15 protein-coding genes are annotated in these 14,622 nt (G+C 49.6%); 6 read left to right on the top strand and 9 right to left on the bottom strand.

Annotated features, from left to right (window positions below; translation table 11 throughout):
* Nucleotides 1-108: 108 nt before the first annotated feature.
* Nucleotides 109-1,020 carry a LysR family transcriptional regulator gene (locus R5268_RS13810; protein ID WP_107680617.1) on the bottom strand — a complete coding sequence of 304 codons (912 nt, stop codon included), beginning with the start codon at nucleotides 1,018-1,020 and terminating at the stop codon, nucleotides 109-111.
* Between the two features lie 100 nt (nucleotides 1,021-1,120).
* Between R5268_RS13810 and R5268_RS13805 the strand changes: the two genes are divergently transcribed.
* Both R5268_RS13805 and R5268_RS13800 read left to right on the top strand, forming a co-directional pair.
* On the top strand, nucleotides 1,121-1,753 hold the full coding sequence (locus R5268_RS13805) for a metal-dependent hydrolase (RefSeq protein ID WP_182106024.1): 633 nt from the start codon (nucleotides 1,121-1,123) through the stop codon (nucleotides 1,751-1,753).
* Between the two features lie 59 nt (nucleotides 1,754-1,812).
* On the top strand, nucleotides 1,813-2,442 hold the full coding sequence (locus tag R5268_RS13800; RefSeq protein WP_410795837.1) for a LysE family translocator: 630 nt from the start codon (nucleotides 1,813-1,815) through the stop codon (nucleotides 2,440-2,442).
* A 22-nt stretch (nucleotides 2,443-2,464) separates the two neighbouring features.
* Here the strand turns inward: R5268_RS13800 and R5268_RS13795 are convergent, their stop codons facing one another.
* Both R5268_RS13795 and R5268_RS13790 read right to left on the bottom strand, forming a co-directional pair.
* Nucleotides 2,465-2,782 (bottom strand): helix-turn-helix domain-containing protein, encoded by a 318-nt coding sequence (locus R5268_RS13795; protein WP_166708694.1) that lies wholly within the window; start codon nucleotides 2,780-2,782, stop codon nucleotides 2,465-2,467.
* On the bottom strand, nucleotides 2,779-2,904 hold the full coding sequence (locus R5268_RS13790) for a type II toxin-antitoxin system RelE/ParE family toxin (RefSeq protein ID WP_317419477.1): 126 nt from the start codon (nucleotides 2,902-2,904) through the stop codon (nucleotides 2,779-2,781). The genes R5268_RS13795 and R5268_RS13790 overlap by 4 nt, the downstream gene beginning before the upstream one ends.
* Before the next feature lie 278 nt (nucleotides 2,905-3,182).
* Between R5268_RS13790 and R5268_RS13785 the strand changes: the two genes are divergently transcribed.
* The gene (locus R5268_RS13785) at nucleotides 3,183-4,667 is read left to right on the top strand and encodes an aldehyde dehydrogenase family protein (RefSeq protein ID WP_046894344.1); all 1,485 of its coding nucleotides are present in this window, start codon (nucleotides 3,183-3,185) and stop codon (nucleotides 4,665-4,667) included.
* Between the two features lie 44 nt (nucleotides 4,668-4,711).
* Here the strand turns inward: R5268_RS13785 and R5268_RS13780 are convergent, their stop codons facing one another.
* Nucleotides 4,712-5,704, bottom strand: a complete 993-nt coding sequence (locus R5268_RS13780) for a hypothetical protein (protein ID WP_317419478.1) — start codon at nucleotides 5,702-5,704, stop codon at nucleotides 4,712-4,714.
* A 149-nt stretch (nucleotides 5,705-5,853) separates the two neighbouring features.
* Here R5268_RS13780 and R5268_RS13775 point away from each other — a divergent pair, with 149 nt between their 5' ends.
* A complete protein-coding gene (locus R5268_RS13775; RefSeq protein WP_107680613.1) occupies nucleotides 5,854-6,636 on the top strand; it encodes a sulfite exporter TauE/SafE family protein in 783 nt (260 codons plus the stop codon).
* Here the strand turns inward: R5268_RS13775 and R5268_RS13770 are convergent.
* Nucleotides 6,633-8,120 (bottom strand): PLP-dependent aminotransferase family protein, encoded by a 1,488-nt coding sequence (locus R5268_RS13770; RefSeq protein WP_317419479.1) that lies wholly within the window; start codon nucleotides 8,118-8,120, stop codon nucleotides 6,633-6,635. The two genes, R5268_RS13775 and R5268_RS13770, sit on opposite strands and share 4 nt — an antisense overlap.
* A gap of 141 nt (nucleotides 8,121-8,261) precedes the next feature.
* Between R5268_RS13770 and R5268_RS13765 the strand changes: the two genes are divergently transcribed.
* On the top strand, nucleotides 8,262-8,738 hold the full coding sequence (locus R5268_RS13765) for a GNAT family N-acetyltransferase (RefSeq protein ID WP_370528735.1): 477 nt from the start codon (nucleotides 8,262-8,264) through the stop codon (nucleotides 8,736-8,738).
* A gap of 41 nt (nucleotides 8,739-8,779) precedes the next feature.
* Here R5268_RS13765 and R5268_RS13760 read toward each other — a convergent pair whose 3' ends face one another.
* From R5268_RS13760 to R5268_RS13745, 4 genes are all read right to left on the bottom strand, one after another.
* Entirely contained in the window at nucleotides 8,780-9,652 is an 873-nt protein-coding gene (locus R5268_RS13760; protein WP_317419480.1) for a DUF3289 family protein, read from the bottom strand.
* Between the two features lie 133 nt (nucleotides 9,653-9,785).
* Nucleotides 9,786-11,111, bottom strand: coding sequence for an amidohydrolase (locus tag R5268_RS13755; RefSeq protein WP_317419481.1), 1,326 nt, complete (start codon nucleotides 11,109-11,111; stop codon nucleotides 9,786-9,788).
* Between the two features lie 19 nt (nucleotides 11,112-11,130).
* Complete coding sequence (locus tag R5268_RS13750; protein WP_046894338.1) at nucleotides 11,131-11,607, bottom strand: hypothetical protein; 477 nt, start codon at nucleotides 11,605-11,607, stop codon at nucleotides 11,131-11,133.
* Between the two features lie 2 nt (nucleotides 11,608-11,609).
* Nucleotides 11,610-12,407 (bottom strand): DUF3100 domain-containing protein, encoded by a 798-nt coding sequence (locus R5268_RS13745; RefSeq protein ID WP_046894337.1) that lies wholly within the window; start codon nucleotides 12,405-12,407, stop codon nucleotides 11,610-11,612.
* A 1,636-nt stretch (nucleotides 12,408-14,043) separates the two neighbouring features.
* Between R5268_RS13745 and R5268_RS13740 the strand changes: the two genes are divergently transcribed.
* Nucleotides 14,044-14,571, top strand: coding sequence for a fimbrial protein (locus R5268_RS13740; protein WP_247719123.1), 528 nt, complete (start codon nucleotides 14,044-14,046; stop codon nucleotides 14,569-14,571).
* Nucleotides 14,572-14,622 lie beyond the last annotated feature (51 nt).

Raw genomic sequence — 14,622 nt, 5'->3', positions numbered from 1 at the left:
ACTTTCTTCTCTAATCTGAGCCGTGCTGCTGCTATCATTGCAAAATACAGCAAAGCATTCTGATTTATCAGACAGATACAAAAAAAAGCGCCTTTGAAGGCGCTTTTTTTATGTCCGCAGTTTTTTCACCAGATAATCAATAAACACCATCATATGCGGCGGCTGATAACGCGACGGCGGATACAGCAGCCAGGCATCCCCGCTGTAACGGGTTTTAAAGGTCCAGTCAGGCAGAACCTGCACAATCTCCCCGCTTTCCAGCGATTTACGCGCCGTAAACACCGGCAGTCCGCCGATCCCGAGATGCGATTTCACCCCGCCGAGCCGCACGCCGCTGTGGTTTGATGAATAACGTCCGTGCACATTCACAGACACCACTTTATTTCCCTGCTGAAAACGCCAGCGGGTATCCGCGGCTTCCTCACTGAGGAACAAACAGCTGTGCTCTTTCAGTTCCTGCGGATGGGACGGCGTACCGTGCTCTGCCAGATACTGCGGTGTGGCACATAAAATATGACTGACCGTAAACAGACGTTTGCCGATAAGCCCGGGCGGCGGTTCATTGGTAATACGGATAGCGAGATCGATCTCCTCATCGATCAGATCCATATAGCGATCTTCCAGGCGCAGCATTACATTCACACCGGAATGCATTGCGAGAAATTCATTGATAAGAGGATGCACCATAAAATACCCCAGTGCTTTCGGTGCCCCCAGCCGCACCAGCCCGGAAGGTGTTTCGCTGAACTGCCCGCTGGCACTCATCACGGCGCCCGCGGAGTTCACCAGCGCCTGACAATGCTGATATACCGCCTTGCCGCTCTCATTCAGCCGCAGTTTGCGGGTCGTACGCTGCAATAAACGGGTATTCAGCGCGCGCTCCAGCCGGGAAACCGCACGGCTGATCGCGGAAGGAGTCGCACCCAGTTGCCGGGCTGCCTCCGAGAAACTGCCGGTTTCCACCACCTTGGCAAATACCGCCATTTCTTCGAGTAATGCGAGGGTTTCATTTGTGATCACAGGGAATAAATCCTTTGCATTTTTGCCGTATTATCATATGACAGTGCCTGCAATACAATGACAGACAACCCGGCACAATAATAATGAGGCACACATCACCATGACAGAAAAATGCTACCTGACCAGCCGCGCCTTACAGGGCACCGCCACTGTCCTGGAATGTCGTCCGGCAGAAGACGGACGCTATGCGGTTATCCTGGATAAAACCCTGTTTCACCCGCAGGGCGGCGGCCAGCCCGGAGATACCGGCACACTCGGTGACGCCACCGTTATTCACACGGCATTTATGCCGGAAGGTATCATTCACTACACCGATATCCCGGTTGCCCCCGGCGACGTGCTGATGCAGGTTGATGCGGAAAAACGTCAGCTGCACTCACGGCTGCATACCGGCGGGCACCTGCTCTCTCATGTCATGGAAACGTTCGGCTGGAAACCGACCAAAGGACATCACTGGCCGGATGAAGGGCGGATACAGTATATCCCTGCGGGCTCACCGGTGATTATTGAGCCGGAAGATGTCCGCCGTTACTGTCAGGCGCTGATCGATGCCGATCATCCCTGTTATCACTATCAGGATGACGATGGCATGTTTCAGATCCGGTTTGCGGGTTTTGAACCTTATCCCTGCGGCGGCACGCATGTGCAGTCACTCGGTGAAATCGGCACACTGGTGCTGAAATCCCTGAAAACCAAAAAGGGCATTCTGTCCGTTCAGTACGACGTCATCTGACGGAGTCTGTCTCTCTGCGGCGGTATACCCGCCGCCCCTGCTGACCTGATGAGGTTATGATGAACCTGTTTAACCAGAGTGAATTTCTGGCGCTTGCGCTCGTCCATTTTTTCATTGTTGTTTCTCCCGGACCTGACTTTGCCGTGACCCTGCGCCAGAGCATTTATCACGGGCGCAAAGCCGGGCTGATGACAGCACTCGGTATCGGTGCCGGGATTTCTGTTCATGTGGTGTACACACTGATTGGCGTGACAGCGCTGATGCAGGCCACACCATGGCTGATGGATACGGCAAAATATATTGGTGCGGCCTATCTTATCTGGCTGGGCATTCAGTTTCTGCGCAGCAAAGGGGTGACAACTGCGATCACACCGGATAACCCCGGCCCGGCACAAACAGCCGGAAAGGCATTTTGGATGGGATTTCTGACCAACGCCACTAACCCGAAAGCCATGCTCTTTTTCCTGGCGATATTCACAACACTGGTCAGCCCATCCACCCCGGTATCTGTAAAATTATTCTACGGCGTGTGGATGTGCGGTGTGAATGCGGCCTGGTTTATGGCCGTCTCCGTGCTGTTTTCACACCAGCGTATCCGCGAACGTTTCCTCGCACACAGCCGGTTGTTCGATAATGTAATCGGTGCCGTTCTGCTGCTGTTTGCCGGACGTCTTTTGCTGGCGGCATAACAGCAGAATAACGCCGGTATTATCAGGCAGGCTCTGAAATCACGGGAAGAAAATCAAAATACAACCGGCCGCCAATGGCATCTGCATAACGAATCAATGTTCCCAGTTGCGGATCATAATCCCCTTTTTCCAGGCGGGAAATATTCTGTTTTTGCGTCGCCATTTTTTCAGCCACTTCAGCCTGGGTAATTTTCCGGGCTTTTCTTGCGGCTTTTAATGTATCCAGCAATACTTTTCGTGCCTGAATTTCATCCAGTGCATCAGTGACTTCAGGATCTTTAAGTAATTTATTCTTCAGCTCTTCGAAAGGGACTAAATCATAGTCATCATTACGATTCATTTCAGCCTCCTTATCACTTCCTTCATTCTCTCATTTGCTAACTCTGACACCTGCTTTGGTGTTTTCTGCGTTTTTTTCTGAAAGACATGCACAATAATTATATGGTTGCCTCCATCCTTCATCCCAATGTTTTCTTTTCAGTTTATCGCCCGCATCAAATGTAATCAAATATGATTACTGTATACTATAACTTCATTTAACATGGAAAAAAATAAATTTGGTAATTAATGCTGCCTTTTGCAGTTATAGCCAAATTCATTGCCACGTTAACAGGTTGATATGGTAATGTTTAAGGACGTTAATAAATACTTGTCAGCTACGCTTCAGGGTATTTATGCCTTGTTGTACCGATGAGGCCGTCCCGGCACTCATCAGTCACCCGGACAGAACGGAGAAGATAATGATTAAGTTGAAAGATATAGAACAGGCACTGCGTCCTCAGCCATCCTACAAAATGCTGATTAACGGTCAGTGGACCGAAAGCAGCGATCACGCCAAAAGCCAGACATTTAACCCTGCCACCGGTGAATTATTAGCGGATTACCCGGCCGGTACAGCGCAGGATGTGAATACCGCAGTGGCCGCCGCCAAAAAAACCTTTGAAACCTGGCGCCACACCTCCCCCGCTGAACGTCAGCAACTGTTACTGAAAATTGCCGATCGCCTGGAAGCGGAAAAAGAGCGCTTCGCCACACTGGAATCCCTCGATAACGGCAAGCCTTACAATGAAGCCATTTCTATCGATTTACCGGCTGCCATCGACCATTTCCGCTATTTTGCAGGGGCTATCCGCGCCCATTCCGACCAGGCCGATGTGCTGGATGAAAACACCCTGAGTCTGGTGATCCGCGAGCCTATCGGCGTTGTCGGCCAGATTATTCCGTGGAACTTCCCGCTGCTGATGGCCGCCTGGAAACTGGCTCCGGTCATTGCAGCCGGCGATACCGTGGTGATCAACCCGGCCAGCCTGACGCCGCTGACCCTGCTGGAACTGGGCCGTATCATGAATGATGTGCTGCCTGCCGGTGTCATTAATATTGTTACCGGTCGCGGTTCCGTGGTCGGCCAGGCGATTCTTGACCATCCGGATGTGGATAAAGTGGCGTTCACCGGCTCCACCAGCGTCGGTTATACCGTTGCCGAAGCGGCGGCAAAAAAACTGATCCCGGCAACACTGGAACTGGGCGGTAAATCCGCCAATATCGTGTTCCCGGATGCCAATATGGAAAAAGCGGTCAAATATGCAGCGATCGCGATTCTGATGAACCAGGGTCAGGCTTGTGAATCCGGTTCACGCCTGTTCCTGCATAAAGATATCCATGATGAATTCCTGAAGAAACTGAAAGCCCGTTTTGAATCTGTCAAAGTCGGTGATCCGATGGCGAAAGATACGCAGATGGGAAGCCAGGTCAGTCAGGGACAGCTCGATACCATCCTCAGCTATGTGGAACTGGCGAAAAAAGAGGGTGCCACCATCCTGACCGGCGGTGAGCGTCTGACCAGTGACGGACTGGATGCCGGATTCTTTATGAAGCCGACCATCATCACCAATGTCACCAACCAGATGCGGGTTGCCCGCGAAGAAATTTTCGGGCCGGTCCTGGTGGTGATCCCGTTCAGTGATGAGGATGAAGTTGTCGCGATGGCAAATGATTCCGAATACGGGCTGGGTGGTGCGGTCTGGACACAGGATATCAACCGTGCACTGCGTGTGGCGAAAGCGGTCAGAACCGGCCGGATGTGGGTCAATACCTACCATGAGCTGCCTGCGCATGCCCCGTTCGGGGGGTATAAAAACTCCGGGCTGGGACGGGAAACCCATAAAATGATGCTGGATGCGTATACCGAAGTGAAAAACATCTATATCAGCACCAAAGAATCATAATTTCTCATTATGAAAATGCCCGGCTGTGCCGGGCATTTTTTTATTTACTGACTGCTTTTCACTTCCGATGGCGGATTTTTGCCGGCAGATCGCGCAATACTGTACATTCGTCGCATCATCGTCTGCTCGGCCGTTTCCGCAACAATAATCACATAGCGCCGTTCATTGTGATCATAACGGAAATAGGTACATTCCGGTTTACCCCACCGGTTGTAATAAATCGCCCCGTTTTCTTCCTGATAGACAATACCTTTCTGCTGATTCAGCCATTCATCAAACCGCCAGCGGTATTTCGGCATTTTTACCAGGAGGATGCGTCCTTCCGCGTCACTGAGCGGATCGCGGAAGCGGTAAATCTCCGTATTATCATCATCACTTTCAATATGAATGCCGCCGATATCCCGGACATAGTCGCCGTCTTCCTGCTTTTTCAGATTAACGACCATCGTTTCCGGCAGGGTCACTGAGATATTTTTTGTCATTCTGACGGGGTCACCGGAAACCGGCTGAAAACCGTGTTGTTTGTAATATTGGCGCTGTGTCTCCAGATACGCTTCATAAGAAGATGCTCTGGCGTCAGATACCGCTTTCATACCTGCCAGTTTTTCTGATGTGTGATCGGCACGGGAAAGCGTCATTTTCATTTCGCAGTTAAAAAATCCGCACGCCCCTTCTTTTTCTGTGGTCAGATAAACGGTTTGTCCGTTATCGGGCGATGTCCAGGTCGTCTGTATATCGTTCAGATCAAAGGTATTACCGCGGATTTCACTGTCAAAACGGTTGCCGCTGTTATCCACAATGACGCGGTCCGGCTCAAAATAAAAGAATGTCGTGTCTTTCAGGCTGACCATGGTACCGCGGATAGCGGCTTTGACATTTTTATCCGGATCACTGTTTTCTGGTGCATTATCCTTAGGGTTATCATAAGTGACAGTAATAGCATCAATCACATAATAACCGTCCGGTGACGCCGGCGGGGTTTCCTTACATCCGGCCAGCAATGCAATTATTACAGATAAAAAAACACCCCTTTTCATGACTCATCCTTTAGTTAATCACCGGAAATACACGGGGATCATAGCGCAAAAAATGAAAAATCCTGACCGGAATTATCCTTAAGTGTATTAATCCGCCCGCCATACGGTATGATAACTCCCCTGTTTGTTCCGGCTCAGGGAAAAAAACAATGGCGATTATCACCACACTGATCACGGGTGCCGTAACCGGGCTGATTATCAGCACCACCGGTGTCGGCGGCGGGGTGATAGTGCTGCCAATCCTCACGTATCTCTACGGAATGAATGCCCTGATGGCTGTCGCCACCGCCAATCTTCTCTCCGGGCTGATGAAAATCACCTCTTCCTGGCTGCACTATAAGCTCGGTAATATTCCGCTCCGGCGTGCCATGATTGTGCTGGGAATTATGCTGCCCGCCACTTTCGGTGCCAGCCTGCTGGTGACATGGCTTGCCTCGGTGCCGGCCTGGCAGGCTCTGACAGAAAAAAGTATTAATCTGCTGGTGGTGGCCGCCATTCTGTTTTCATTGTGGCTGTTTATTCAGCGGATGTTTTTCCCGCCGCCGTTACCGGCGGATACGGCTGAAACACCCATGTCAGTGCGGGAGTTGCTGCTGCCGGGGATCACCGCCGGTGTGGTGCTGGGGGCAACCGGTGTCGGCGGCGGCATTGTGGTTCTGCCGATGCTGCTGCGCTATGCGAAGATGGATATCCGTCAGGCGATCGGCACCTCGATTTTTGTTACCACCCTGCTCTCCGCCTCTTCTGCTATTGCTTATATGCAGGACGGGCATACCGATGTCCGCCTGGCGTTGTGGCTGTTTGCCGGATCACTGCTCAGCATGCCGCTGACCAAAATACTGCTTACCCGCATGCCGGATCGTGCTTTTCAGTACGCCACTCTGATTCTGATCCTGTTCAGCGCCGTGATGATGATGCTGAATCTGTTCTAAACTGTCACCACGCCCTGTGCCCGCAGCATTTCAGCCAGGCGGCGGATGCCGTCAGTGAGTTTCTCTGCCGGATAAGCGGCAAATCCGAACAGAACCCCCTCCTGCTGTGCATCCGGGCGGCAGTAACGCGATAACGGCTGCATCCCCATAGCGCACTGACGCCCGGCCTGAATCACCGTTTGTGCCGGAATACCGTTTTTCATCCGGCACAACAGGTGAATACCCGAATCACTCGGCACAATATCCAGCAGAGCGGGAAGATAGTAATTGATCGCATCCGTCACAGCCTGCCGCCGTTCATAACAGGCTTTGCGCACCCGGCGGACATGGCGTGCATAATGTCCTTCATTAATAAACCGGGCCAGCGTGGCCTGTTCCAGATAACCGCAGCCGGTATCCGCATAGTATTTTGTCACCTCAAACGCCGGGATCAGAGCTTTCGGCACCACCAGAAATCCCAGCCGGAAAGCGGGATAGAGCATTTTGGAGAAGGTGCCCGCATAAATGACCCGCTGATGCCTGTCCAGCCCCTGCAATGCCTGAAGCGGGCGATCGGCATAACGGAATTCGCCGTTATAATCATCCTCCAGGACCCAGACATGGTGCTTTGCCGCCCACGACAGCAGCGCCGAGCGCCGGGCCAGACTGAGTGTGCCGCCCGACGGAAACTGATGCGACGGTGCAGTAAAAACCAGTTTTGCATCCGGCCAGCGGCGCAGGCCGTCATACACATCCATACCCTCTTCATCCGTCCGGACCGGGCGTACGCTCAGCCGCTGTGATAAAAATGCGCCGCGCGCGCCGTCATAACCGGGGTCATCGAGCCAGACTTCATCCCCGGGCTGTAACAGTGTCTGTACTGTCAGATTAATCGCCTGCTGGGTGCCGTTCACAATCAGGATCTGATCTTCATCGCACTGCAATCCCCGGGTGGCCCGGACATAATGACAGATTGCCCGGCGCAGCGGCGGATAGCCGTGCGGCTCACTGTGCGCGTGCAGCGCATAACGGGACTGACGCCAGACACGGCCGAGCAGCCGTCCCCAGACATCATGCGGAAACAGATCCACACATCCGGTGCCGACCATAAACAGCGCATCAGACGGCGCACCGGATACAATACGCTGTGACCGCAGTTCTTCTGTCAGCGGGCTGATATTCGCGGTTACCTGCTCTCCGGCCGTATCCGCCGGGGAAGATACCGGCCCGCTGATAGCGTGATCCGGCAGATTATCCGCCACAAATGTGCCCGCACCGCGCCGGGTAATGAGATACCCCTCATCCTGCAACCGCTCAAACCCGGCAATCACCGAGTTACGGGAGATCCCCATCATCTCCGCCAGTGCGCGCCCGGACGGCACTTTGCTGCCCGCATGCAGGCGGCCGCTGAGGATCGCCTCACGCAGAGCGTGATACACCTGATCTTTGATGATCCCGTTACCGGTCAGTAATTCGGGGAAGGCTGCCGCGCCGGATTTTCGCATTGTGATCTGCCTGAAAAGTGGATCTGTTAAAAATACAAAAAGTGTATCTTATAAAGAACCAAAATAACACGTACTCTTCACATCACGGAAAACGCGCGTTTTCTTCACAACAGCAGAATGCAGAATAATGAGGGAAACACCATGAATAATACAATGACATCATCCGCTTTGGATCTGGTGACAGTGGCGCCTGCCACACAGAATGATTATGCGGGCTGGCTGCCGCACTGGCTGGCTTATCAGGAATTTTATAAGGTCAGCTTTCCGGAAGACGTCACCCTGACCAGCTGGTCACGTTTCTTTGATGAAAAAGAACCGGTATTTTGCGCCGTGGCACGGCTGGACGGTAAAGTCGCCGGGTTTGTGCATTATCTTTATCATCGTTCAACCTGGGCAGAAAAAGAGTTCTGTTACCTGGAAGATCTGTACGTGGATCCGTCGCTGCGCGGCCAGCATATCGGAAAACAGCTGATTGAGTTTGTGCAGCAGCAGGCGCTGGCCCGTCCGTGCGGCCGCCTCTACTGGCACACCCACAAAGACAATACCCGTGGTCAGCGTCTGTATGACTGGGTGGCAAATAAATCCGGTGCTATCGAATATATTATGCCGCTGAAATAACAGTGGTGATATCCGCTAAAAAGACCCTCTGCGGGTCTTTTTTAGTTTTCTTTATTTTCTGTCCCGCTGCCCGGCGCTTTTCCTTTGATTTCCGTGGTGGCTTTGATATTGATAACAAATGGTTTAAACGCGAATTTCTTATAGCGCTGCAGCACATACCAGATCCGGAAAAAACGGGAGCTGTCACGGAAGCGTTTCATGTCCGCGGTACTCAGACCAAAATGCCCCTGAAGCTGATAACTCAGTTGTGCGGTGAAGTGATTATTTTTAATGTGAAGGAAATCAAGGGTGACTTCTGTCGCCCAGGTATCATTGAATGTCACCGGCGTGCGCTTTTTCAGATCCTGCCAGCGGTTATAAGCCGGAAACAGCGTTTTATTCAGCCCTTCCCGGAGACTGTCCGCCAAATCAGCATCTTCACGGAGTTTCCCCGCCTGCCAGTCAATCTGTGCAGTAATGATTTTTTTCACCGCCCCCTGTAACGGATTGAGCGCATCCTGATCCAGGATATTATCCCGGAATGCATAATCCAGTGCGCGGTCACGATACGGCCGGCCATCCGCATTCTGCATATGTGTAATCAGCTTTTTCAGCACGCCCGGATAACCACCGGCCCAGGAAAACTGTGAGGATAGCTGCCGCATTTCATCAAACAATATCCGGCTTACTGCTTTCGCCCCGAGGTTAAAAACCTGCGGCGTGTAATCTCGCCCCATCAGCTGAGGATGACTGCCTGACGCTGCTTCCGCTTTCTGCATGGTCCAGGGGTCGACCTGTGAGGAGACATCATGCAGCCGCAACAGATCACGGAGCTGAAGTAAGTCAAAATCACCGCAGCGCATATCATCCGGACGGTAATCATCCCTGCGGCGCTGTGACTGACAGATTAATAACGGAAATGATAAAGTTGTCATTCTGTCCCTGAATAATCTCTGCATCACGTTATGCAGCGGTTATTTTATCATCAGCAACAGGAAAGATCTTTGCCGTCATTCTGAAAGCGAAAGAGATAAAAAAAGGCCCGTTTCCGGGCCTTCAGGGGGATGATCAGTTCTTAAAAGAACTGATAAACGAGAGGTACTCTTCTTTACTCATCAGCGGCTTATACTGTGCCAGCAAATCTTCTGCACCGGCTGCATCATCAAACAGCAAATCAATAATCGTCATTGCCATCATCTGAGCCGGGCGGATATAGGCCATATCGTCATCAAAAACGACATAATCTTTGCCGTGCAGCCCGCCGCGTACTGAACCAATCCACGGATGACTGACCGGCATGATGTGGGACAGATCCCCGGTATCAGTGCTGCCGGTCATATGCTCGGCAACCCAGACATTTTCATCACCAATCAGACCTTCCGCATTCTGCTGTAACAGATCATTCAGCACCGCGTTGTTATACAGCGGCAGATAGCCCGGTAAATCTTTCACTTCCACTTCGGCACCGACAGACATGGCGCCCGCCATCAGTGCACGGGTAATGCGCTCGTTGGCATCAATCATGGCCGGTACGTTTGAGGCACGGACATAACTTTCCATGCGCACATCACTCGGGGTCACGTTGACCAGATCACCGCCCTGGGTGATGATCGGGTGGAAACGGATATAATCTTTCTCCTGAAAGGTTTCACGGATAGCATTCACACCCATGATCCCCATCATTGCCGCGTTCAGGGCGTTAACCCCCATATGCGGTGCCGCCGCAGCATGTGCCGGTTTGCCTTTATAATTAATCAGCTTGCCGATAAAGCCGTTGGTGGTGGTGGAGATTTCAATAAACCCGTTATCACGCTCAGGTTTAACGCTGGTCAGGTGGATTTGCAGTGCCATATCGACATCATCAAACTCACCGAGGGAAATCAGCTCCGGCTTACCGCCGATATAACTGATTTTACCCTGTTCGATCAGCTTGTTACGATAGGCCAGTTCCACATATTCCTCAGCCGGAACGGCGAAGGGCACGACGTCCCCCGCCAGATAGTCCATTGCCCCGGAATCAATCAGCCCCATAGTGACCGCCATCATATTGGCGATCTGCGCATTGTGACCGCAGCAGTGAGCCGCGCCGGTCTGGTCATCCGCGTCAGGGTGTTCAGCACAGATAATGGCATCCAGCTCACCGATCACCGCGATACTGCGTTTACTGCCTTTTCCGCCTTTCAGGCGGGCCTTGATACCGGTGAGAGCCAGCTGATTACGGTAGCTGACGCCCAGTGCATCAAAGGCTGCTTCGACTTTCTTCGCTGTGCGGGTTTCTTTATAACCCAGCTCAGGCTCTGCCCAGATATTCTCTGCCAGTTTTTTAATGTCACCTTTGCGGGCGGCAATCGCTTCGCAGACTTTGGCTTTCAGTTGCTCTTTGGTCATTGTCATGCTGAATATTCCCCTCTGATCAGATAACGCCACTCCATGAGAGCGTCAGTTGGCCGATAAGTGCGGCAAATAAGAATGTCCCTGAGAACACGGCCAGTGAGACCGGGATAATGCGCCATGAAATCGCTTTGAATTTATCGATATCTTTACCCAGTGAAAGACCCGCGAAAGCCAGTACGGTGGTACTGATAACCGCGATAGAGACTTTACCGGTCATAGCAATCATTTCTTTGTCATACGGGAACAGCGGTGAACACAGACCGGCAGCAATCAGGGAAACCCAGAAGATTACCGGCAGTTTGCCTAACGGCGGGATCATCGCAATCAGGTATGCCGCGAAAGACATTCCGCCCAGCAGTGCCATGGCCAGCAGCGTATCGCTGAACACCTGCCCGAATTCACCGCGGCCGTACATTGACCCGCCGACGGCATCACCAAGTGCGGTAAAGAACACCACCAGAACCAGGATTACGGCTATTTCTGTCATCTTTTTCATGATTAATTATCCTTATTAGTATCCGCAGTCGCCGTTGCGCGTTTTCCTTTAAATTTGTTGTACAGGTAAGACGCAAACGGTAAGGAGAAGAAGATATAGATGTACAGACCTAACACGGAAGACATCAGGTTCGCGGAAGACGAGAACGCCTGGATATCCGCCGCCTGATCAGGGTAGAGCTCCAGCAGAGGTGCAACCGCTGCCGCCAGCATAGATCCGCTGCCGACCCCTGCCCCCATCGCCAGGGCGAGCGGACTGAGAATATCCAGACCGGCGATCACACTCGCGAGGATACCCATCCAGACAGCACCGTACAGCGTACCGCAGATGTACATTGCCATCACACCACGGCCTTCCGGTGAACTTAAGCCGTATTTGGCTTCGATAATAGCGATGTTCGGCTCACGGCCGACAGAGTAGGTGGCACCAACTGCTTCACGGCCCATACCTAACATGATAGCCAGCGGCAGACCCAGCAGGATGGTACCGATAAAATGGCCCACTTCCTGCAGAACCAGCGCACCACCGGCCTGAATGATTTTTTCCCAGGATGCCCCGACGGAAGTACTCAGCTTGGCGATCAGGATCACCAGTGCCACACTCATGATAGAGGTCGCATGCGCCATGTTCTTTTCGTTGAGGATTTTAAATTTCGGAAAGCTGATAATACCACCCATCAGCATGGAGTAGAGCATCGGAAAAACCATCACCAGACTGATTTTAATTTGCCCTATCGCTTCCGCAAGAAGAATGATAAATAAGCTGACCAAAAGCAACTTACTATCTTTTAATATATCCATAGTGTTACCTTTATAGGAATTGTTATTGAGAATTACTCATGTGTATTTATATAAAAACGTACCCTTTCCATATTCATACTACCCGCGGGACTGTTTTCCTGACAATATTCCGAAAATTCCTCAGCCATGCCTTTTAGGCATGATATAAATTGATAAATTAATATTTATTAATTAACCCTGTCTCCGACACTTATTTCGGGTTACCAATTAATATAAAATATCATTATTTTCAATAAGATACAAAATGATATAATTTTGTAAAAAATATTATTCGATAAGTACGCTTGGTTTTTATTAAAATAAAAATAGTGATTATCAAATAAACCAATAATGTGAACCAGACCTTGTTTTTTTAATTCTTCGCCATGATTATTTTAATGAGAATGATTTTATATAATAATGAAAACCCTGTTTTAATACTGAATTTATTCAATCATACCGGCTGTGAACATCTTATTCTGTCTTCCTATAACCGTTATGACAAAATAATTGACTGCCGGGAAAAAATGGCCGTTGTGGCAGAGAACATGAATAAATCAGATATAGATCACACTATTTCATCAATATCGACAGAGGTCACAATATTGACTATTTTTCTGGTTCTCTGAGCTGAAATCCGGGAAACAGTGCTATACAGAATGGGTTTCACCACTGACACACCCCGGGTGGCTGCCTTTCCGGCAACAGAAGGAAATTCATGAAAAAGCGGCAGACCGGTATCAGATTAGCGGATTTTCATTACTAAATTGTTGCTGCATTGTAATTTTATTTTTTTGAACGGAATCTGTGTCATTCTGTCTCAAAAATATTTTGCTCTCGCTCACACATAATTACTTAAAAAATACATCACTATGAGAGTATTCCGGTATATCAATGCCAATAGCGCATAAGTAAAATTTACTTAACTGTGATGTATACTGCAATATGACCAGAGACAGAAAAAACAGTCGTCTCAGGGTGAGTATGACATATGATCAGCATCACAAAACTCAAAAATAGTAAATAAAACTGGATTATCTGTTTCTGATAACAACCAACTACCACCTGTTATTAATTATTAATATAAAACTAACCACTAAAACTAATCACTTTTGTATTTGATTAAAATCAAACACGTTTTGTAAATAGTGACTATATCCGAATATGAGCATATTAAGATTACCAGCCGTAGTTAAACGTAGGTCAACATGCCAACTAAATGAACTTTATCACTGTAAATATAACTTAATCAAATATACATAAAAGGTAATGCGTTTTTGATGCCAAACAAACCGCTGTTTTTTAGTCGATTACATGAAAGAATTTTGTTCATCTTCAATATATAATCTCACTTCCCGTCTGCGCAGTGACATTTAAATTTAAATGTTATCGCGATATAAAAAAACAGCCCCCTGCACCGTATAATTGACACTCCAATAAACAATTATGATAATACTCCGGCACTCAACGAATATTGCTTATAATTATTATCAATTAATCCCGGCCTGAGCCTCGCGGGATTTTTTATTTTAATAATTAAAACAAAACAAATTATTCTTATATATTGACAAATATCCCTGATAAAGGAAATAACATGAAACTTCAGAAAGTATTACTCTCAGTTGTTCTGGGATCTATATTTGCTGCAGGTACTGCTATGGCAGAAGATCCTGTGCAGCCACCAGAAGTAAAAAGCGGCCTCGGTACTGTACATTTTAAAGGCTTTATTAATAACGTTCCTTGCTCTATCGACAGTAAATTCCTGGATCAGACGGTTGATTTCGGTGAAATAAGCCGCAATGAACTGACTACCGGTACTTATCGTACAGATAGCAAAACATTTAATATCGAACTGAAAAACTGTGATACCAGCACTTATAAAACGGCACAGATCCAATTCACCGCACCAACAGTTGAACTGAAAGACGGTACTGCAACGTCAAAATATGTTGGCCTGGGTTCAATCCAGAATGCCGGTATCGCACTGACCGACAGCGGCGGTAAAGCTATCGAGCTGGGTTCACGTTTCCCTGCTGAGAAATACGCCCTGAACGGCGGCAAAGATCAGATCACCCCGCTGAACTTTGCAGCATATGTAAAAGGTAACCAGTCCGTAGTTGCCGGTGAGCAGGCAACTACCGGTCATTTCGATACCCCGGTTAACTTCCAGATTTTTTATCAATAACAGGATCGTTACTGAATAATTTTTTGTATATGCAGTGGTCTGCAAGGACTG

It is taken from the genome of Morganella sp. BCCO 40_0007, assembly GCF_032989665.1.
GTDB classification, from domain to species: Bacteria; Pseudomonadota; Gammaproteobacteria; order Enterobacterales; family Enterobacteriaceae; genus Morganella; species Morganella sibonii.
The sequence above is the reverse complement of the archived record's forward strand: the minus strand, read 5'-3'. Positions and strand labels throughout refer to the sequence as shown.